This is a genomic window from Microbacterium sp. PAMC21962, from assembly GCF_019443465.1.
Taxonomy (GTDB): domain Bacteria; phylum Actinomycetota; class Actinomycetes; order Actinomycetales; family Microbacteriaceae; genus Microbacterium; species Microbacterium hominis.
This window is the reverse complement of the sequence record NZ_CP080381.1, coordinates 1,799,721-1,817,089: the sequence shown is the minus strand read 5'-3', so window position 1 is coordinate 1,817,089 and position 17,369 is coordinate 1,799,721. Positions and strand designations below refer to the sequence as shown.

The 17,369-nt window shown below is 72.7% G+C and carries 17 protein-coding genes; 7 read left to right on the top strand and 10 right to left on the bottom strand.

Annotated features, from left to right (window positions below):
• Window positions 1-66 precede the first annotated feature (66 nt).
• Window positions 67-1,647, top strand: coding sequence for a molybdopterin-dependent oxidoreductase (locus tag KY498_RS08730; protein ID WP_191007904.1), 1,581 nt, complete (start codon window positions 67-69; stop codon window positions 1,645-1,647).
• 55 nt (window positions 1,648-1,702) lie between these two features.
• On the top strand, window positions 1,703-2,071 hold the full coding sequence (locus KY498_RS08725) for a DUF2834 domain-containing protein (RefSeq protein ID WP_191007905.1): 369 nt from the start codon (window positions 1,703-1,705) through the stop codon (window positions 2,069-2,071).
• Here the strand turns inward: KY498_RS08725 and KY498_RS08720 are convergent.
• From KY498_RS08720 to KY498_RS08710, 3 genes are all read right to left on the bottom strand, one after another.
• The gene (locus KY498_RS08720) at window positions 2,064-2,492 is read right to left on the bottom strand and encodes a DUF1622 domain-containing protein (protein ID WP_191007906.1); all 429 of its coding nucleotides are present in this window, start codon (window positions 2,490-2,492) and stop codon (window positions 2,064-2,066) included. The genes KY498_RS08725 and KY498_RS08720 overlap by 8 nt on opposite strands.
• A 103-nt stretch (window positions 2,493-2,595) precedes the next feature.
• On the bottom strand, window positions 2,596-2,766 hold the full coding sequence (locus KY498_RS08715) for a CsbD family protein (protein ID WP_060959052.1): 171 nt from the start codon (window positions 2,764-2,766) through the stop codon (window positions 2,596-2,598).
• 88 nt (window positions 2,767-2,854) lie between these two features.
• Window positions 2,855-3,922 carry a GTP-binding protein gene (locus KY498_RS08710; RefSeq protein ID WP_191007907.1) on the bottom strand — a complete coding sequence of 356 codons (1,068 nt, stop codon included), beginning with the start codon at window positions 3,920-3,922 and terminating at the stop codon, window positions 2,855-2,857.
• 80 nt (window positions 3,923-4,002) lie between these two features.
• Here KY498_RS08710 and ykgO point away from each other — a divergent pair, with 80 nt between their 5' ends.
• Window positions 4,003-4,125: a type B 50S ribosomal protein L36 gene (ykgO, locus tag KY498_RS08705; protein WP_060959054.1), complete on the top strand. Its 123-nt coding sequence runs from the start codon at window positions 4,003-4,005 to the stop codon at window positions 4,123-4,125.
• Between the two features lie 21 nt (window positions 4,126-4,146).
• Here the strand turns inward: ykgO and KY498_RS08700 are convergent, their stop codons facing one another.
• Complete coding sequence (locus KY498_RS08700; RefSeq protein ID WP_191007908.1) at window positions 4,147-4,686, bottom strand: NUDIX hydrolase; 540 nt, start codon at window positions 4,684-4,686, stop codon at window positions 4,147-4,149.
• A gap of 71 nt (window positions 4,687-4,757) precedes the next feature.
• Window positions 4,758-5,681 carry a lytic transglycosylase domain-containing protein gene (locus KY498_RS08695; protein ID WP_061781993.1) on the bottom strand — a complete coding sequence of 308 codons (924 nt, stop codon included), beginning with the start codon at window positions 5,679-5,681 and terminating at the stop codon, window positions 4,758-4,760.
• A gap of 279 nt (window positions 5,682-5,960) precedes the next feature.
• Between KY498_RS08695 and KY498_RS08690 the strand changes: the two genes are divergently transcribed.
• Window positions 5,961-8,066, top strand: a complete 2,106-nt coding sequence (locus KY498_RS08690) for a glucose PTS transporter subunit IIA (RefSeq protein ID WP_191007909.1) — start codon at window positions 5,961-5,963, stop codon at window positions 8,064-8,066.
• 121 nt (window positions 8,067-8,187) lie between these two features.
• Here the strand turns inward: KY498_RS08690 and coaBC are convergent, their stop codons facing one another.
• Window positions 8,188-9,393 carry a bifunctional phosphopantothenoylcysteine decarboxylase/phosphopantothenate--cysteine ligase CoaBC gene (gene coaBC / locus KY498_RS08685; RefSeq protein WP_191007910.1) on the bottom strand — a complete coding sequence of 402 codons (1,206 nt, stop codon included), beginning with the start codon at window positions 9,391-9,393 and terminating at the stop codon, window positions 8,188-8,190.
• 63 nt (window positions 9,394-9,456) lie between these two features.
• Between coaBC and KY498_RS08680 the strand changes: the two genes are divergently transcribed.
• Window positions 9,457-10,179: an NRDE family protein gene (locus KY498_RS08680; RefSeq protein WP_191007911.1), complete on the top strand. Its 723-nt coding sequence runs from the start codon at window positions 9,457-9,459 to the stop codon at window positions 10,177-10,179.
• 28 nt (window positions 10,180-10,207) lie between these two features.
• On the opposite strand, the gene KY498_RS08675 is transcribed toward KY498_RS08680, so the two are convergent.
• Together KY498_RS08675 and KY498_RS08670 are read right to left on the bottom strand one after the other, a co-directional pair.
• Window positions 10,208-11,560, bottom strand: coding sequence for an FtsX-like permease family protein (locus KY498_RS08675; protein WP_191007912.1), 1,353 nt, complete (start codon window positions 11,558-11,560; stop codon window positions 10,208-10,210).
• Window positions 11,557-12,285, bottom strand: a complete 729-nt coding sequence (locus tag KY498_RS08670; RefSeq protein WP_191007913.1) for an ABC transporter ATP-binding protein — start codon at window positions 12,283-12,285, stop codon at window positions 11,557-11,559. Before KY498_RS08670 ends, KY498_RS08675 begins: the two co-directional genes overlap by 4 nt.
• Before the next feature lie 112 nt (window positions 12,286-12,397).
• Here KY498_RS08670 and KY498_RS08665 point away from each other — a divergent pair, with 112 nt between their 5' ends.
• The gene (locus tag KY498_RS08665; protein WP_191007914.1) at window positions 12,398-13,051 is read left to right on the top strand and encodes a YdeI family protein; all 654 of its coding nucleotides are present in this window, start codon (window positions 12,398-12,400) and stop codon (window positions 13,049-13,051) included.
• Between the two features lie 82 nt (window positions 13,052-13,133).
• Here the strand turns inward: KY498_RS08665 and KY498_RS08660 are convergent, their stop codons facing one another.
• A complete protein-coding gene (locus tag KY498_RS08660) occupies window positions 13,134-14,687 on the bottom strand; it encodes an FAD-dependent oxidoreductase (protein WP_191007915.1) in 1,554 nt (517 codons plus the stop codon).
• A gap of 65 nt (window positions 14,688-14,752) precedes the next feature.
• Here KY498_RS08660 and KY498_RS08655 point away from each other — a divergent pair, with 65 nt between their 5' ends.
• The gene (locus KY498_RS08655) at window positions 14,753-15,304 is read left to right on the top strand and encodes a helix-turn-helix domain-containing protein (RefSeq protein WP_060959061.1); all 552 of its coding nucleotides are present in this window, start codon (window positions 14,753-14,755) and stop codon (window positions 15,302-15,304) included.
• Between the two features lie 108 nt (window positions 15,305-15,412).
• Here KY498_RS08655 and pgi read toward each other — a convergent pair whose 3' ends face one another.
• Window positions 15,413-17,092 (bottom strand): glucose-6-phosphate isomerase, encoded by a 1,680-nt coding sequence (pgi, locus tag KY498_RS08650; protein WP_060959062.1) that lies wholly within the window; start codon window positions 17,090-17,092, stop codon window positions 15,413-15,415.
• Between the last annotated feature and the right edge of the window lie 277 nt (window positions 17,093-17,369).

Genomic DNA, 17,369 nt, shown 5'->3' with positions numbered 1-17,369 from the left:
CCCATCCGATCCGGCGTCGGTGACGAACAACACGCGTAACCCCGACCCCGGCGGCAGGAGATCACTGTGACGACACGCAACGGCCGTGTGAGGTCTCTCGCCCTGGCAGCGCTCGCGGGTCTGGTGAGCGGCGCCGTGTTCCTCGGCGTCGCGGAGCTGCTTGCCCTCCTGCTCGCGCGCACCGCCAGCCCGATCCTCGCGGTCGGCGGGTTCGTGATCGACATCGTGCCGCAGCCGTTCAAGGAGTTCGCGATCGCGACCTTCGGCGCGAACGACAAGATCGCCCTGCTCGCGGGGCTCGGCCTCGCCGTCGTCATCGCCTCCGCGATCGGCGGGGTGCTCGAGTACCTGCGCGCTCCGCTGGGCGTCGTGATCGTCGTCATCGCCGGAGTGCTCTCCACGGCCGCGGTCGTCTCGCGGACGGGGGTCACGCCGCTGTCGTTCGTTCCGCCGGTGATCGGCACGGTCGCGGCATCCGTCGTCCTCGTGCTGCTCGGCCGTCGCCTCCGGCGCTGGCGTGGCGCAGCCGCCGGGGAGTCCGGCGCCCCCGACGACGGCGCACCGTCGGAGCAGGCCCTCGGCCGTCGCGGGTTCTTCCGCCTCGCCGGCGTCGCCGGCGTCTCGGCGGTGATCGTCGGCGTCGCGGCACGCGTCGTCACCGCGGCGACCTCGTCGGTGGACGCGATCCGCGACGCTCTCAAACTGCCCGCACCCCGACGGGCGCTGACCATCCCCGCGGGCGCCGAGCTCGACGTGCCCGGCCTGTCGCCGCTGTTCACGCCGAACGCCGACTTCTACCGCGTCGACACGGCCCTGACGGTGCCGACCATCGATCCGGCCACCTGGCGACTCGTCGTGGACGGCATGGTCGACCGCCGCGTCGAGCTGAGCTTCGACGAGCTCGTCGCGATGGGGCTCGACGAGTACGGCATCACCCTGACCTGCGTGTCGAACGAGGTGGGCGGCGGGCTGCTCGGAAACGCCACCTGGCTCGGGGTGCCGGTGCGCGACATCCTCCGGATGGCCGGTCCCCAGGCCGGCGCCGACATGGTGCTCTCCCGCAGCATCGACGGCTACACCGCGAGCACGCCGCTGTCCGCCCTCACCGACGACGGCCTGGACGCGATCCTGGCCGTCGCGATGAACGGCGAGCCGCTTCCGGCCGAGCACGGCTTCCCCGTGCGGATGATCGTGCCCGGACTCTACGGCTACGTGTCGGCGACGAAGTGGCTCACCGAGCTGAAGGTCACGACCTTCGCCGCCGACGAGGCGTACTGGACGCCGCGCGGCTACAGCGCCGAAGCGCCGATCAAGCTCTCCTCCCGGGTCGACGTGCCGAAGATCGACACGCCGGTCGCGCCCGGCACCGTCGCGGTCGCCGGCATGGCGTGGGCGCAGCCGGTCGGGGTCGGGCGCGTCGAGGTGAACATCGACGACACCGGCTGGATCCCCGCCACGATGTCCACGCCCGTCAACGACGACAGCTGGGTGCAGTGGATGCACGAGTGGGATGCCACGGCGGGCACGCACTACATCGCGGTGCGCGCCTGGAACAAGAACGGTGAGCTGCAGGTCCAGGAGCGGGCGCCCATCGCGCCGAACGGCTCGACGGGATGGCATCGCGTGCTGGTGACGGTGTCTGAGTGAGGATGCCGCGGGCGTGCCGGCTGCGCCGGAACGCTCCGCGGTCCAGACTGTGTCCATGACGCCCCGGTGGTCCGCCCTCGCCCTCACCTACCTCGCGCTCGCGGTCGTCGGGCTGGTCGGCACGTTCGCCCTCAACGTCTGGTCGGTCGTGCTGATGCACAACTACGTGCTGGACCTCGTGCAATCCGGCCCCGCGGTCGGCTCGATCGGCGTCGACCTGATGGTCGCGGCCGTGGCCGGCAGCATCCTGATCATCGTCGAGGGGCGCCGCCTGGGCATGCGCCGCCCGTGGCTGTACGTCGTGGCGTCGCTGGTGACGGCGTTCGCCTTCGTGTTCCCGCTGTTCCTCGCGATGCGGGAGCGGACCCTCGCCGTCCGCCGGGAGGCGGGTCGGTCGGAGTCGGACCGGGACGCGTCTAGGTAGCCGGGGTCTCGGGGCGCCGATCCTGGCGCTCGCGGGAGATGGTCCGCGCCAGCACCTGGCCGCCGCTGGTCAACAGGGCGCGTCGCCACGGGAGCGTCCCCTCGATCTCGATCTGGATCGACATGGACAGCACCGTCCGGATGACGACGATGAGCCCGAGGATCACGGCATCCTCGATCGACGGCTTCGAGGTGATGGTGCGGATGAGGTCCGCGGCCACGAGCACCTCGAGACCGAGGAGGATGGCCGCGCCCAGCGTGTTGCGCAGCACCAGGTACGCCGCGTGACCCTCGCCCGTGCGCCGCAGCGAGCGCCCCGCCAGGACGACGGCGATCACGAAGCCCACGACCATCGCGAGGGCGCCGATCATCTCGAAGGCGATCGCGATCACCGTGAAGAAGGGCTCGATGTGCTCGGACATGGTCGCTCCACCTCGGATATCGTCGTCCCACTCTAGGGCGGCGGACCGGTCGACGCAGAACGACGCCCCCACCGCGAGGGGTGGGGGCGTCGCGAGCGGGGGCCTACTTGAACGCGTCCTTGACGTCCTCGCCGGCCTTCTTGACGTGGGCCTTGGCCTGGTCGGCCTCGCCCTCGGCCTCGAGGCGCTCGTTGTTCGTCAGCTTGCCGACGCCTTCCTTGACCTTGCCGCCGAGGTCCTCGGCCGCGTTCTTGATCTTGTCGTCGAGACCCATGATGTCTTCCCTTCTCTGGACTCCTGATCTCGACGTTAGGAGCGCCGCCGTGAGCACGGCAGAGGGTTGACGGGTTCGCCGTGAAGGGCTACGTCGGCCCGCTCGCATCGGAGCGGGGGTCGCGCGGGGCATCGGGTCGCGCGTCGTCGGCCCACACCGGCCAGGCGGGCAACGGGTCGTCGAACCGCGCCCAGGCGGCCGGACCGGCCTCGAGCTCGCGATCCGTCAGGAGCGCACCGTCGAGGGTGCGCGCGACGGCATCCGCGACGAGATCCAGTCCCGTGAGAGCGAGGTCCTGGGCGGTGAGGGCCGCGTGCTCGCCCGCGTCCTGGGGGTCGATCCACATCGCCGAGCCGACCTGTTCCCACCGGGCGAGGATGCCCGCGCGGGTCGCGAGCCGGCAGAAGCCCGCCGAGCGCACGAGCAGGCCGAGGCGACCGGTGTCGAGCTCGTCGAGCGCAGCGGCGAGCCGCGACGGATGGAACGGGCGCAGGCGCTCGTACCGGAGGGTCGTCACGCGCGGATCGGTCATGTACGGGTCGTGCTCGTCGTTGAGTGCCATCACCCAGCCCGCGCGCTCCGGCAGCGGGGGCTCGCCGACGCCGTCCGGGTGCCCGTGTGCCAGCGCCGAAAGGTCCTCGGCGGGGCCGCGTGACAGGCGGACGCGCGCCCGCGGTGCCAGGTGCGAGGCCAGCGCCATGAGCAGCGACAGCTCGGCGGTCTCGACCCGCTCCCAGTGCACGAAGCTGATGAGCGTCGCGGCCTCCAGGAGCGTGACCGCGCGACGCGCCCGTGCGCCGGTGTCGGCGTCGCCTCCTCCGCCGGGAGCCTCGTCGCGGAGCGGGCTGGGATCGCGCAGATCCGCCAGCAGGTGCCGGGCGTCGACGACGCACACGATCGGTGCGGGCTCCGCACGCGTGACGAGGTCCAGGTGCAGCACGTCGACGTCGATGTCGGCATCGATGACGACGCGCTCGATCTCGCGCCGGTCGCGCAGCAGCGGCACGGCGACGGGGCCGTCGGGTGTCGGTGCCGTCCCGCCCCTGCTCGCGCTGACCCGCAGCAGGCCGCGACCGCTGGCGTGGGCGAGCCCGGCGGCGTAGCGGCGGCGCTCGGGTGTGCACAGTCCGGCGACGATCAGGGGGGAGGGGGGCACGACGATCCTGCTCTCGGGTTGACGGACGGGTCGCACCACTCTAGCGTTTTATTGATAAGTATTCTCAATAAGGAGTCATCGTGAAGGTTCGCGCATCCCTCAAGTCCCTCAAGGCGCAGCCGGGCGCACAGGTCGTCCGCCGCCGCGGGCGGGTCTACGTCATCAACAAGCTCACCCCGCGTTTCAAGGGACGCCAGGGCTGAGCCCGATCGGTCTCCGCACGCTCAGGCGAATCGGCCCAGGTGGATGCCGGCGTAGGCGAGCGCCGCGACCGTCTCGCCGTCGGTGATCTCGCCGTCCCGCACCATCCGCAGGGCGTCGGCGAACGGCACCCAGCGCACCGCGTCGATGCCCTCCTCGTGCTGGGTCGCGGCGGCATCCGACGCCCGTTCGACGCCGCGGGCGAGGAAGACGAACTCGGGCGCACGCGCGATGCCGTTGAGGGCGTTCATCCGTCCGAGCGACGTCCACTCGCGCGCCGTCATCCCGGTCTCCTCGGCCAACTCCCGCCGCGCCGCGACGAGGGGTTCCTCGCCGTCGGAACCGCCCGCGGGCACCTCCCACGACGGGCCGGTGGTGTAGCGCTCGAGCGAGATCAGGCAGACGCGGTCGTCGTCGTCGAGCGCCACGACGAACACCGCGGGATGCTGCATCTCGACGACGCCGTAGATGCCCTCGCCGTGGGGGCCCAGGACGTCGTGCTCGTCGACGCGGATCCAGCGGTTCTCGTACACGGTGCGCGAAGCGCGCGTCTGCCACGTCATGCGCCCACCCTAGAACGGGAGAACGGCCCGGACGGATTCGTCCGGGCCGTTCTCGGGGCATGGGGGAGCGGTCAGTACCAGCCGACCGACTCGGAGTGGTCCCACGCGCCGCACGGGGTGCCGTAGCGGCCGGAGATGTAGCCGAGGCCCCAGGCGATCTGCGTCGCCGGGTTCGTCTCCCAGTCCGCGCCCGCCGAGGCCATCTTGCTTCCGGGCAGGGCCTGCGGGATGCCGTACGCGCCACTGCTGTTGGCGGCGTTCACGCGCCAGCCCGACTCCTTGTTCCACAGCGACACGAGGCACGCGAACTGGTCGTCGCCCCAGCCGTAGCTGGCAGCCGCCATGGAGCGGGCGATGCCCTGTGCCGAGGCGGGGTCGACGTTCACGTCGACCGAGGGGACGGACGCCGATGCCGACGACGCCTTCGCGGCGGCGGCGGCTTCCGCCTCCGCCTGCGCCTGTGCGGCGGCGGCCGCCTCGGCGGCGGCCTGAGCCGCGGCGGCCTCGGCGGCGGCCTTCGCGGCGGCATCCGCTTCGGCCTTGCGCTGCTTGGCGGCGTCGAGGGCGGAGCGCAGGTCGGCGGTCTGAGTGCGCACGGCCTCGGTCTCGGCGGTGGCATCCGCGGTCAGCGACGGGATCATCATCGCCGGCGTCACCTCGAGCGCCTGCAGCTTGTCGACGAGCGCGCTGAGCTTCGTGGTGTCGATCACGATGTCGGTGCGGCCGACGTCGAGGCCGGAGGCCGTGATGTCCATGGAGACCTTCGCGGCGCCGGCGACGGCGGCCTGGGCCTTGGCGAGGGCGGTGATGCCGCCCGCCGTGATGGCGCTGAGCGGCGCGGAGGTGGACTCGGCGACGACGGAGCCGCTGGTCGCGGCCGGGGCGGTGCTCACGGCGAAGGCCGGAACGGCCCCCGCGGTGGTCGTGGCGGCGCCGATCACGAGGCCGAGGCCGAGGAGGGCGGACGTCACGGGACGGTGGGGCAGACGGGGCATAAAGAGAGCAGCTTCCGGTGGATCAGAATCGCCCCGGGGCGGGTGAAGGGGCGATGCGCGTCCTCGGGTGGACACGAAGGTCACAGCTTCACAACGTTTTCTGGACGTCCCCGGCACGGAACCTGAGTGAAACCTGAACGCGGATGCCGGGCGAAGAGCGGATCGAGGGGTCACGATTGCCACGGTCCGGGGCCTGTCCGCCGTCCTGACGGCGATATAGAGTCGCCTGCGACAGATCGTCATCGACAGGACGTCGCACAACGAAAAAGAGGCGAAAACATGGCATCCAATTCGGCATCCGAGATCGTCGACGCCGTCGGCGGGCCCGGGAACATCGCGAGTCTCACGCACTGCGCCACACGGCTGCGCTTCCAGCTCAACGACGGCGACAAGGCCGACAAGACCGCCGTCGAGGCCATCCCCGGCGTGCTCGGAGCGGTCCCGCAGGCCGGCGACCGCTTCCAGGTCGTGATCGGCGGCGGCGTGCAGACCGTCTACAACGAGATCATGGCGCTGCCCGTCATGGCCGGCGGCGGCGCCCCCGCCAGCGCCGAGAGCGACGCCGACATCAAGGCGCGCGAGCGCGCGAAGGGACCGCGCGGCACGAACGCGTGGCTCGACACCCTCTTCGAGTTCCTCTCGGACTCGTTCCGTCCGATCCTCGGCGCCCTGCTCGGCGCGTCGCTGTTCATCACGTTCATGGCCCTCGCGGCGACGCTCGGCTGGATCCCCGCGTGGAACGCGCCCGGCGTGGTGCTGCCGCCGTCGTGGGCCTTCGTCAACCTCATGTGGCAGTGCGTGTTCATCTTCCTGCCCCTGATGGTCGCCTACAACGCGTCGCAGAAGATCGGCGCCGACCCGTGGGTCGGCTTCGCGATCATGGCCGTCGTCATGCTCCCCGGCTTCACGGCGCTCGGGAAGACCGAGGATGCCGTGCAGACGACGTTCCTGGGCTCCGACATCACCACGGTGCAGGTGTTCGGGATGCCGCTGACCATCTTCGACTACAGCTCCCAGGTGTTCCCGCCGCTGCTCATGGCCGCGGTGCTCGGCCTCGTCTACAAGGGGCTGAAGAAGGTCATCCCCGAGAACATCCAGCTGATCTTCGTGCCGTTCATCGCGATGCTCGTGATGATCCCGCTCACGGCGTTCCTCATCGGCCCGATCGGCGTGTACGCCGGTGCCGCGCTGGCGAACGCCCTCAGCGCCATCAACTCCTTCTCGCCGTTCATCTTCGCGATCGTCATCCCGCTGGCCTACCCCTTCATGGTGCCGTTGGGCCTGCACTGGCCGATCAACGCGATCATGCTCCTGAACATCCAGACGCTCGGCTACGACTTCATCCAGGGCCCCATGGGCGCGTGGAACTTCGCGTGCTTCGGCGCGACCGCCGGCGTGCTGGTGCTGGCCTGGCGTGAGAAGGACAAGCAGATGCGGCAGACGGCGACCGGCGCCCTGGCGGCGGGCCTGCTGGGCGGCATCTCCGAGCCGTCGCTGTACGGCATCCATCTGCGGTACAAGCGGATCTATCCGCGCATGCTGGTCGGCTGCCTCACGGGTGGTCTGATCATCGGCATCGGATCGCTGCTGCTGGGCCTTCCCCACGGCATCACGACGCAGGCGTTCGTCTTCACGTCGCTGCTGACGATCCCCGCCTTCAACCCGATCGGCCTCTACCTCATCGCCGTCGCGGGCGCGTTCGTGGTCGCGATGGTGCTGGTCATGATCTCGGGCTACAAGAACCCCGAGCCGGCCGACGCGGCCGTCGCGACGGCCCCGGCCGGTGTGGGAGCGGTCGCCCCGGGCGCCGCGCGCGACAGCATCCCGGCCGTCGCCGGCGGTGCGGAGCTCGTCGGCGTCGCGGGCGAGACGGCAGCGGCGGCGACCGCGACCGCCGTCGCCGGGCGGCCCGCGGCCGTGGGCGAGCTCGTCCAGGTGGCCGCGCCGCTGGACGGGACCGTCGTCGCCCTCGACCAGGTTCCCGACCCCGTGTTCGCCGGCGGTGTGATGGGACCGGGCGTGGCGATCGAGCCGACCGGTGACACGGTCTACGCGCCCGGTGCCGGCACGGTGGTGGCCGCCCAGCCGACCGGACACGCCTTCGGCCTGCAGCTGGACAACGGCACCGAGGTGCTCATCCACGTCGGCATCGACACCGTCAACCTGAAGGGCGAGGGCTTCGACGTGAAGGTCAAGAACGGGGATCGTGTCGAGACCGGCACCCCGCTCGTGACCTTCGACCGCGCCGTGATCGAGAAGGCGGGCTACCCGCTGATCACGCCGGTGATCGTCCTCAACGGCGACTCGTTCGACACCGTCGACCCGGTGGCCCTGGGCCCCGTGACCCACGGATCGCCGCTGCTGGACGTGCAGAAGAAGGCCTGACCGCAGGCGCTCGACTCGCTGCGCTCTGCGTTTCGACTCGCTGCGCTCGCTCAACGACCGGGGGGATGACCCCGGTCGTTGAGCGAGGAGCGCAGCGACGAGTCGAAACGCGGCGAGCCGCTCAGCGCACGACGGCGACGGCGTCCCAGATCGCGTCGGCGACGGCGCGCTTGGAGCCCGCGGCCTCCGCGACCACCGCACCCGCGGCATCCAGCAGGAGCACACGGTTCTCGGTCGCCTCGAAGCCGTGCTCCCAGTCGACGCGGTTCACGGCGAGCAGGTCGACGCCCTTGCGCTCCCGCTTGCGGCGCCCGCGCTCGAGCAGCTCGGTGTCGTCGGCCGCCGTCTCGGCCGCGAACCCGATGACGATCTGGCCCGGCCGCCGCGCCGCGACCAATCCCGCAAGGATGTCGGGGTTCGGCACGAGATCCAGACGCGGTGCGCCGTCCTCCTTGCGGAGCTTGTGGTGCGACACCTCCGCGACGCGGAAATCGGCGACCGCGGCGACCATCGCGACGACGTCGGCGGTGGCCGCGGCATCCGTCATCGCGGCCTGCAGCTCGGCGGTCGTCCCCACGCGGACCACCGCGATGCGGGGGTGGCGGGATGCCGCGGTCAGCACGCCTTCGTCCACGTGCGCCGCCACGAGCGTCACCTCGGCCCCGCGCGCGGCCGCGGCGACGGCGAGCTCGGCGCCCTGACGTCCGCTGGAGCGGTTGCCGAGGAAGCGCACGGGGTCGATCGGCTCGCGCGTGCCGCCGGTCGAGACGGCGATGCGCCGTCCGGCGAGGTCGGACGGGTGCCCGGCGGCGACGGCCAGCGCGGCCGCGACGATCTCCTCCGGCTCCCGCATCCGCCCGGGGCCGCTGTCGCCGCCCGTGAGCGGGCCGTCGGCGGGGTCCACGACGTGCACGCCGCGCGAGCGCAGCGTCGCGATGTTGGCCTGGGTGGCCGCGTGCTCCCACATGGCCGTGTGCATGGCGGGGGCCACGACCACCGGGGCGGTCGTGGCGAGCAGGGTGACCCCGAGCAGGTCGTCGGCGATCCCCGCGGCCATCTTGGCGAGCGTGTTGGCGGTCGCCGGGGCGATGACGACGAGGTCCGCCGAGGTGCCGAGGGCCACGTGGCGCACGCGGGAGACGTCGTCGTGCACGCTGGTCGTGACAGGATTCCTGCTGACGGCCTCCCACGTGGTCGTCCCGACGAAGCGCAGCGAGTCCGCCGTGGGAACAACGTGCACCTCGTGCCCGTTGGTCACGAGGGCGCGCACGAGGTGCACCGTCTTGTACGCGGCGATGCCGCCCGTCACGCCCACGACAACGAACATGGTCCGATCCTCCCACGCCCGCCGGCGCGGGCACGAGGAGCGGACGGAGAGGTCACGAGCACCGTGTGCACCGTCATCGTCCACGTCCCGGCCGACCCCGCAGCGCCCGTGCGGCTGCTCGCCGTGCGCGACGAGGACCCCGCCCGCTCGTGGGACCCGCTCGGGCCGTGGTGGCCCGAGCTCCCCGACGTCACGGGGGTGCGCGACCGGCGCGCGGGCGGCGCCTGGCTGGCGGCGGATGCCGGGGCCGGACGGGTCGCGGTGATCCTCAACCGCGCCGACGTGCTGCCCGCCGACGGCGCCGGGCAGGCGGAGCCGCCACGGTCGCGGGGACGCATCGTCCTCGACGCCGTCGCGGGGGAGGGCCCGATCGCGCCGCCGCACGCGCAGGGGTTCAACCTCGTCGAGGTGACCCAGGCCGGCGCGACGGTGACGATGTGGGACGGCACCGACCTGCGCCGCGTCGGTCTGACGCCCGGCATCCACATGATCGCGCACGACGACATCGACGACGAGGCGACGGCGCGCATCGCCGCCTGGCGCGACGCTTTCGCCGAGCCCGCCGCCGCGGACGAGCGCTGGTGGGAGCCCTGGCTCGACACGCTCGAGCGCACGAGCGGGGTCGGCCCCACCGACGACCGCGCGATCGTGCGGGACAACCGACCGTTCGGCTATCCGACCCTGTCGCTGCTGGTGTGCGCGGCATCCCTCGGCCCTGACGGCGTCGACGTGCGCTACGCGGAGTTCGACGAGCCGGGGCAGTGGAACCGGCCCCGGCTCGCCTGAGCCCGTCCGGGCCGCCGACGCCGACGCCTCAGACGCCGCGGCGGATCGCGGTGACGAGGGGCCGCGTCGCGACGAGCGACAGACGAACCAGCAGGATGCCGGCCACGAACGTGCCCGCGATCACCGCGAGCGAGGCCGGTGCCACCAGCACCGTGAGTCCCACGATCGGCAGCGCCAGTGCCGCTCCGACGAGCGCGCCGCCCACCGCCGCCCACCGCAGCGGCACCATCACCGTGAGGGCCCGGGCGCGGCGGAGATCCCTCTCCGGCATGCCGAGGCGATCCAGCCCCACGATCAGCTCGCGATCCTCCAGCACGGAGGCGGCCTGCGTGACGCCCACCGAGCAGGCGAGCAGGGCAAAGCCGATCGCGAGCGTCACCAGCACGCCGGTGCGCATGTCGGCGAAGACGACCGCCTGGGCACCCGTCCCGCCGTCGTCGCCGGCGAGCGTCACCAGACTCGCGCCCGCCCCGCCCACCACCGCGATGAACGCGATCATCGCGATTCCCGACACGCGACGCCAGGCCGAGGCGGCGTGCGCCGACAGCTCCCGCCCGGCGATGAGCCGGGCGGGGGAGGAGGTCGTGCGCGCCAGGCCGCGGCCGCGGGCCGCGATCAGCGGCGTCCCGACGACGTTCACCACCAGCAGCGCCGCCCCGAACAGGCCCACCAGCACGATGAGGCCCACGGCGGCTCCCCACACCTGCGCGATCGCCGTGATGTTCGACACCACGGTCGCCACGGCGATGAGTCCCAGGATGCCGAAGACGAGCGCCGCGGTGCGCCGCCGCGGCGGATCGGTCCGCCGCGCCACCCCGAGGGGGGTCAGCTGCACCCTGCGCAGGCTCAGCGCGGCGCTCGCCGTCGCGATGACCACGACGCCGGCGACCGCCGCGACGACGATGGCCGCGCCCGTCCACAGCGCGCCCGCGCCGACCGGACCGCCGAAGAACGGCAGCAGGCCCACCGCGGGCAGCAGCGCCGCGTACAGTCCGACCCCCAGGATGCCGCCGGCCATCGCCGTGCCGGCGGCCTCCAGCACCGTCATCGCGCTCACCTCGCCGACGCTCGCGCCCAGCAGCCGCAAGGTCGCGAGCCGGTCGTTGCGCCGGCGCGCCGACAGTCGTGCCGCCGCGGCGCCGAGGGTCGCGATCGGCACCGTCAGCAGCACGAGGGCGAGCGCGCTGAGCACGCGATAGAGGATCTCCATGTCACCGGCGGCCCGCGGGTCGGTGAAGAACATGCGCACGCCACCGGCGACGACCAGCAGCAGCGCGGTGGTCACGGCGAACGCGACCACGGGCAGCGCGAGCGCCGCGCGCCCCTGGCGCGCCGGGCGGGCCAGCATCGCGGTCAGGCGGAGCGTTCCGGCGAGGCTCATGCGACGCTCCCGTCCGGGGCGTGCGTGCGGTCCGCGGCGGCCGCCGGGCTCGTGATGCGTCCGTCGATCATGTGCAGCGTGCGATCGCAGCGGGCCGCGACGCCCGGGTCGTGGGTCACGACGACCAGGCTGCGCCCCTGGCCGGTGGTCGCGTGCAGCAGTGCGCTCATGACCTCGCCGGAGGTCCGGGAATCGAGCGCTCCGGTGGGCTCGTCGGCGAACACGATCGGCGCACCGGTCACCTGCGCCCGCGCGATCGCGACCCGCTGCGCTTGGCCGCCCGAGAGCTGACCGATGCGGCGCTGCTCCATGCCCGCCAGCCCGAGCGTCCCGAGCCAGGCGGCGGCGTGCGCCTCGGCCGCCGCGCGTGGCCGGCCCTGCAGCAGGAGCGGAAGCGCGGCGTTCTCGACCGCCGTCAGCTCGGGCAGCAGCAGGTGCTCCTGGAAGACGAAGCCGAGGTGCGCGCGTCGCACCGCCGACCGCTGGTTCTCCGTCATGCCGACGAGCTCGACGGGGGCGGCGTCCGGGATGCCGAGGCGCACCGAACCGGCATCCGGGGGGATGATCGCCGCGAGACAGTGCAGCAGCGTGGTCTTTCCCGACCCCGACGCGCCCATCACGGCGACGGCCTCGCCGGCGGCGATCTCGACGTCGACGCCCGCGAGGGCGGTGAGATCGCCGTAGCGCTTGAGGAGGCCGGTCGCAGACAGCACGGGAGTGTTCATGCCTCCAGTCTTCGCGCCGCCGTCGCCGGCGTCGTCGGCCGCGGGGTGTATCCGGCATCCGTCGGCAGAGCGATCTCTGGCCGGTGTCTCACGGCGCTGATAGCGTCGCGGCATGAGCGATGCCGATCCCGAGGCGGTCTTCTTCGCGGATGCCGCGGCCTTCCGGGCCTGGCTCGAGCAGCACCACGCCACGGCCACCGAGCTGTGGATGGTGCGCCGCCGCAAGGGGCATCCCGAGCAGGGGCTGCGCTGGGAGGACGCGGTCCCCGAGGCGCTCTGCTTCGGCTGGATCGACTCGACCAGCCGTCGCCTCGACGACGATGCGCGCATCCAGCGGTGGACGCCCCGCACGGCCTCCTCGACGTGGAGTGCCGTCAACATCGCCCACGTGGAACGGCTGACCGCGGAAGGGCGCATGCACCCCGCCGGCCTCGCGGCGTTCGAGCGGCGCCGCCCCGACCGCAGTGCCGTCTACTCCTACGAGACGCGCGACGAGCTCGACGAGGTCGAGCTGCGTGCCCTCGCCGCCGTCCCGGCGGCGCAGGCGTTCTGGGATGCCGCCACCGACGGCTACCGCCGCGTCTGCGCGCACTGGGTGCGCGGCGCCAAACGCGCCCCGACCCGCGCCGACCGCCTCGCCGCGCTCGTGGCGGACTGCGCGGAAGGCCGGCTCATCCCGCCGCAGCGCTACGGCACGCCGCCCGCCTGGCAGCGCCGCGCCGCCGCTGCCGCTGCTGCCGCCGCTGCTGGCGCCGAGAAACCATAACCAGCGCGAGAAACCGCGTGGCGGGGTGTTTCTCGCGCCGGATCCGGTTTCTCGTCGGCGCGAGCCGCGTCCGTCCGGGCGGTCAGCGGCGGCGCAGCAGCAGGATGCCGTCCTTCAGCACCGCCTGCTCGCCCTCGGGGCCGATCACCTCGCGATCGCGGATGTCGACGATCACGCGCTCCCACGCGTCGGGGTCGAGCGCGAGCAGCTCCAGCTCCTCGGCGGGCGGCAGTAGTCGTGGGGCGTGGCCGTCGCCGTGACCGGTGGACCAGGGCGGCGCGGCGGCGTGCGAGACGACGAGGAGGTGGCCGCCGACGGCGACGCGGTCGGCCGCCGCCCGCAGGAGGGCGATCCGCGGGAAGTCCTCCTCCCACGAGTGCAGGAAGCCGGCGCTGACGAGGTCGAACGTGCCGGCCGGGGCGGCATCGGCGCCGTTGCCGACGAAGAACGCGATCCGGCCGCCCAGTCCGCGCTCGGCCGCCGCGGCGGCGCCACGACGGATCGCGGTGGGGGAGAGGTCGACCGCCGTCACGCGCCAGCCGCGCTCCGCGAGCCACACGGCATCCGCGCCCTCGCCGCAACCGATCTCGAGAGCGGTGCCGACCTCGAGACCACCCGCGACGGCGGCGACGGCCGCGTTGACCCGGCCCGACCAGATGCGGTCGCGCTCCGCGTAGCGCTGCTCCCAGTCGGCGGCGCGCTGCCGGGCGCGCGCTGCGACGGCGAGGTCGGCGTCCTCCGCCGCGAGGGCGGCGTTGACACCCGCTCCGGCCATCGACCCGGCCGCCAGGGCGACGGGCACGTTGCCGTAGGGTGCCACGACGTTGCCGGCGGCCCACACGCGGGGGTGCGAGGTCGCCCCCAGCACGTCGACCGCGAGCGGTGAGCCCGGCAGATCGGCGCGGGCGAGGCCCAGCGCGTCGGCGAAGGCGACGTCGACCACCGGCGTCGGCGCGACGAACAGGGCGTCGATCCCGTGGCTGCCTCCCGCGGCATCCTGCACCGCCCGCAGCGTCCCGTCCTCGCTCCGCACGCCGGTCACCGGGGTGTCGACGATGCGGATGCCGCGGGCGCGCAGGCGCGCCCGGACGGTCTCGTCGAGCGGTTCGATCGCCGCCGTGAACGCCGTGAGGTCGGCGCTCCACTGCCGGACGAGCTCGATCTGGTGCAGGCTCTGCGCCGACGTCGCCAGCACGCCCAGGCGGGCATCGGCCACCTCGTAGCCGTGGCAGTACGGACAGTGCAGGACGCTGCGGCCCCACGGCGCGGCGATGCCGTCGACCGGCGGCAGGACATCGCGCACGCCGGTCGCGATGACGAGCGCACGGGCGAGGTCGACCGTGCCGTCGACGCGCGTGATCCGCAGCGTCGCGCCCTCGTCGCGGACCGCCCCGACCTCGCCGGCCTCGACCCGCACGCCGTACCGGGCCACCTCGTCGCGCCCGCGGGCGAGCAGCTCTGCCGGCGCGATGCCGTCGTGCCCGAGCACGGCGTGCATGTGCTCCGCGGCGGCGTTGCGCGGCGCGCCGCCGTCGATGACGAGCGTCCGGTGCCGGGCGCGCCCCAGCATCTGCGCCGCGCTCAGCCCGGCGGCCCCGCCGCCGATGACCACGGCATCCCATTCCCGTTCCTGCATGGCTCCACTCTGCGCGAGGGATGCCGCTGTTGCAATCTGATTTGCGGTAATGGCAAGATCGGCCCATGGAGACGGGTCTCGATCAGGTCGGTGCGCGTCTGCGGGCCGCGCGGCGGGCTCGCGGCTGGACGCTGGACGACCTCGCCGGCCCGAGCGGCGTCTCGGTCAGCACGCTCTCGCGTCTCGAGTCCGGCAAGCGGCAGGCCTCGCTCGAGCTGCTGCTGCCGCTGACGCGTCAGCTCGGCATCCGCATCGACGATCTCCTGCCGGCCCGCACCGCCGACCCGCGCGTGCACCGCGCCGTCGAGCGCCGCGACGGCATGGTCATCGCACCGCTCACGCGGGAGAGCTCCGCCGTGCAGGCGCTGAAGATCGTCTACCCGCCGTCGGCGGCCGCCCCGGCGCCCCGCATCCACGACGGTTACGAGTGGCTGTACGTGCTGAGCGGTCGCGTGCGGCTCGCCCTCGACGGCACGGAGCACACCATCGCCGTCGGGGAAGCGGCCGAGTTCGACACCCGTCTGCCGCACTCCCTCAGCGCGACCGCGGAGGGGCCCGCCGAGGTGCTGAGCATCTTCAGCGCCGCCGGCGAACGCTTCCACACGCACCTCGCCTGACGACGAGAAACCACCACCCCCGTGAGAAACCACGCCGGCGCGTGTTTCTCGACGCGGCGATGGTTTCTCGCGGATGCCGCGGATGCGCGGATGGGGCGGATGCGGGAGTCAGCTGCGGTGGGAGCGGTAGTAGGACAGCAGCGCCTGGGTCGAGGCGTCCTGCGCGGCGGTCGCGGCCTCGTCGCCCTCGATCGCGGGGGCGATCTGCAGGGCCAGCTGCTTGCCGAGCTCGACGCCCCACTGGTCGAAGGAGTTGATGCCCCAGACGACGCCCTGGGTGAACGTGATGTGCTCGTACAGGGCGACCAGCTCGCCCAGCACCCGCGGCGTGAGCGCGGGCGCGAAGATCGACGTCGTCGGACGGTTGCCGGGGAAGGTGCGCGCCGCGACCAGGGCGCCGGTCGTGCCCTCGGCCTCGACCTCCTCGGCCGTCTTGCCGAAGGCGAGCGCCTTGGTCTGCGCGAGGAAGTTCGCCAGGAAGAGGCCGTGCACGTCGCGGCCGCCGTCGCTGAGGTCGTAGGCGGGGTTCACGAAGGCGATGAAGTCGGCCGGGATGAGGCGCGTGCCCTGGTGGATCAGCTGGTAGAAGGCGTGCTGGCCGTTGGTCCCCGGCTCGCCCCAGAAGATCTCGCCCGTGTCGCTCGTGACGGGAGAGCCGTCCCAGCGGACGCTCTTGCCGTTGGATTCCATCGTCAGCTGCTGCAGGTACGCCGCGAAGCGGCTGAGCTGCTGGGCGTAGGGGAGCACGGCGTGCGATTGGGCGCCGAGGAAGTTCGTGTACCAGACGTTGAGCAGGCCCATCAGCACCGGGACGTTCCGCTCGAACGGGGTCGTCCGCACGTGCTCGTCGATCGCGTGGAAGCCCGCGAGCAGCTCGCGGAACGCGTCGGGGCCCAGCTCCACCATCAGCGAGAGGCCGATGGCGGAGTCGACCGAGTAGCGGCCGCCGACCCAGTCCCAGAACCCGAAGGCGTTGGCCGGGTCGATGCCGAAGGCCGCGACCTTGTCGAGCGCGGTGGAGACCGCGACGAAGTGGTGGGCGACGGCATCCTGCTTCTGCGCGTCCGACCCGTCGATCGCGCCGGCGGCGGTCAGGCCCGCCCACAGCCAGTCGCGCGCGAGTCGCGCGTTGGTGAGGGTCTCCAGCGTGGTGAAGGTCTTCGACGCCACGATGAACAGCGTCGTCTCGGGGTCGAGGTCCTTCGTCTTGTGGGCGAGGTCGAACGGGTCGATGTTCGAGACGAAGCGCGCCTGGATGCCGGCGGTCGCATACGGCTCCAGCGCCGTGGAGATCATCGCGGGGCCGAGGTCGCTGCCGCCGATGCCGATGTTGACGACGTGCGTCACCTTCTTGCCGGTGACGCCCTTCCATGCCCCCGACCGCACGCGGTCGGCGAACGCGGTCATCGCCTCCAGGACGGCCTGCACGTCGGCATCCACGTCCTGTCCGTCGACGACGAGCTCGGGTGTCGCGCCGGCGGGACGGCGCAGCGCCGTATGCAGCACGGCACGGTCTTCGGTCGTGTTGATGTGCTCGCCGCGGAACATCGCCGCGAGGCGGTCGGCGAGGTGCACGTCGTCGGCGAGGGCGAGGAGCGACGCCAGGATGCCGTCGTCCAGCAGGTTCTTGGAGAGGTCGACGTGCAGGTCGGCGGCGTCGAAGGTCAGGCGTTCGACGCGCGTCGGGTCGTCGGCGAACCAGGCCCGCAGATCGGGCGCGAAGCTCGCGGCGCGGTCGGAGAGGGCGGCCCAGGCGGGAGTGCGGGTGGCGTCGATGGGAGTGCTCACGCCCTTACGCTAGCGCCCGCGGGCGAGGGTGCGCAGTCGTGTCTCCTGTGAGAAAGACACGGCCCGCGCCGGTGCCCGAGAACGACGGTGGGCCGGCCGTCCGAGCGGACGACCGGCCCTGCAATCCGTTGCACCACATTCGCAGGGGGAGAGTCCTGCGTCGCCGACCCCCGGATCATGGAGTCGTATTCGGGTTCCGGCGATGACTTCACCGTATAACGGTTCGGTCACGGAGCCGAGGGAGCCCGACGAGTGCATACCGTTCGCATACCGTCCT

Coding starts and splice junctions, on each gene's coding strand:
- KY498_RS08690 (WP_191007909.1), top strand. CDS start 5,961: ATGGCATCCAATTCGGCATCCGAGATCGTCGACGCCGTCGGCGGGCCC.
- KY498_RS08695 (WP_061781993.1), bottom strand. CDS start 5,681: ATGCCCCGTCTGCCCCACCGTCCCGTGACGTCCGCCCTCCTCGGCCTC.
- KY498_RS08675 (WP_191007912.1), bottom strand. CDS start 11,560: ATGAGCCTCGCCGGAACGCTCCGCCTGACCGCGATGCTGGCCCGCCCG.
- KY498_RS08655 (WP_060959061.1), top strand. CDS start 14,753: ATGGAGACGGGTCTCGATCAGGTCGGTGCGCGTCTGCGGGCCGCGCGG.
- coaBC (WP_191007910.1), bottom strand. CDS start 9,393: ATGTTCGTTGTCGTGGGCGTGACGGGCGGCATCGCCGCGTACAAGACG.
- KY498_RS08665 (WP_191007914.1), top strand. CDS start 12,398: ATGAGCGATGCCGATCCCGAGGCGGTCTTCTTCGCGGATGCCGCGGCC.
- KY498_RS08715 (WP_060959052.1), bottom strand. CDS start 2,766: ATGGGTCTCGACGACAAGATCAAGAACGCGGCCGAGGACCTCGGCGGC.
- KY498_RS08725 (WP_191007905.1), top strand. CDS start 1,703: ATGACGCCCCGGTGGTCCGCCCTCGCCCTCACCTACCTCGCGCTCGCG.
- KY498_RS08720 (WP_191007906.1), bottom strand. CDS start 2,492: ATGTCCGAGCACATCGAGCCCTTCTTCACGGTGATCGCGATCGCCTTC.
- KY498_RS08660 (WP_191007915.1), bottom strand. CDS start 14,687: ATGCAGGAACGGGAATGGGATGCCGTGGTCATCGGCGGCGGGGCCGCC.
- KY498_RS08700 (WP_191007908.1), bottom strand. CDS start 4,686: ATGACGTGGCAGACGCGCGCTTCGCGCACCGTGTACGAGAACCGCTGG.
- KY498_RS08670 (WP_191007913.1), bottom strand. CDS start 12,285: ATGAACACTCCCGTGCTGTCTGCGACCGGCCTCCTCAAGCGCTACGGC.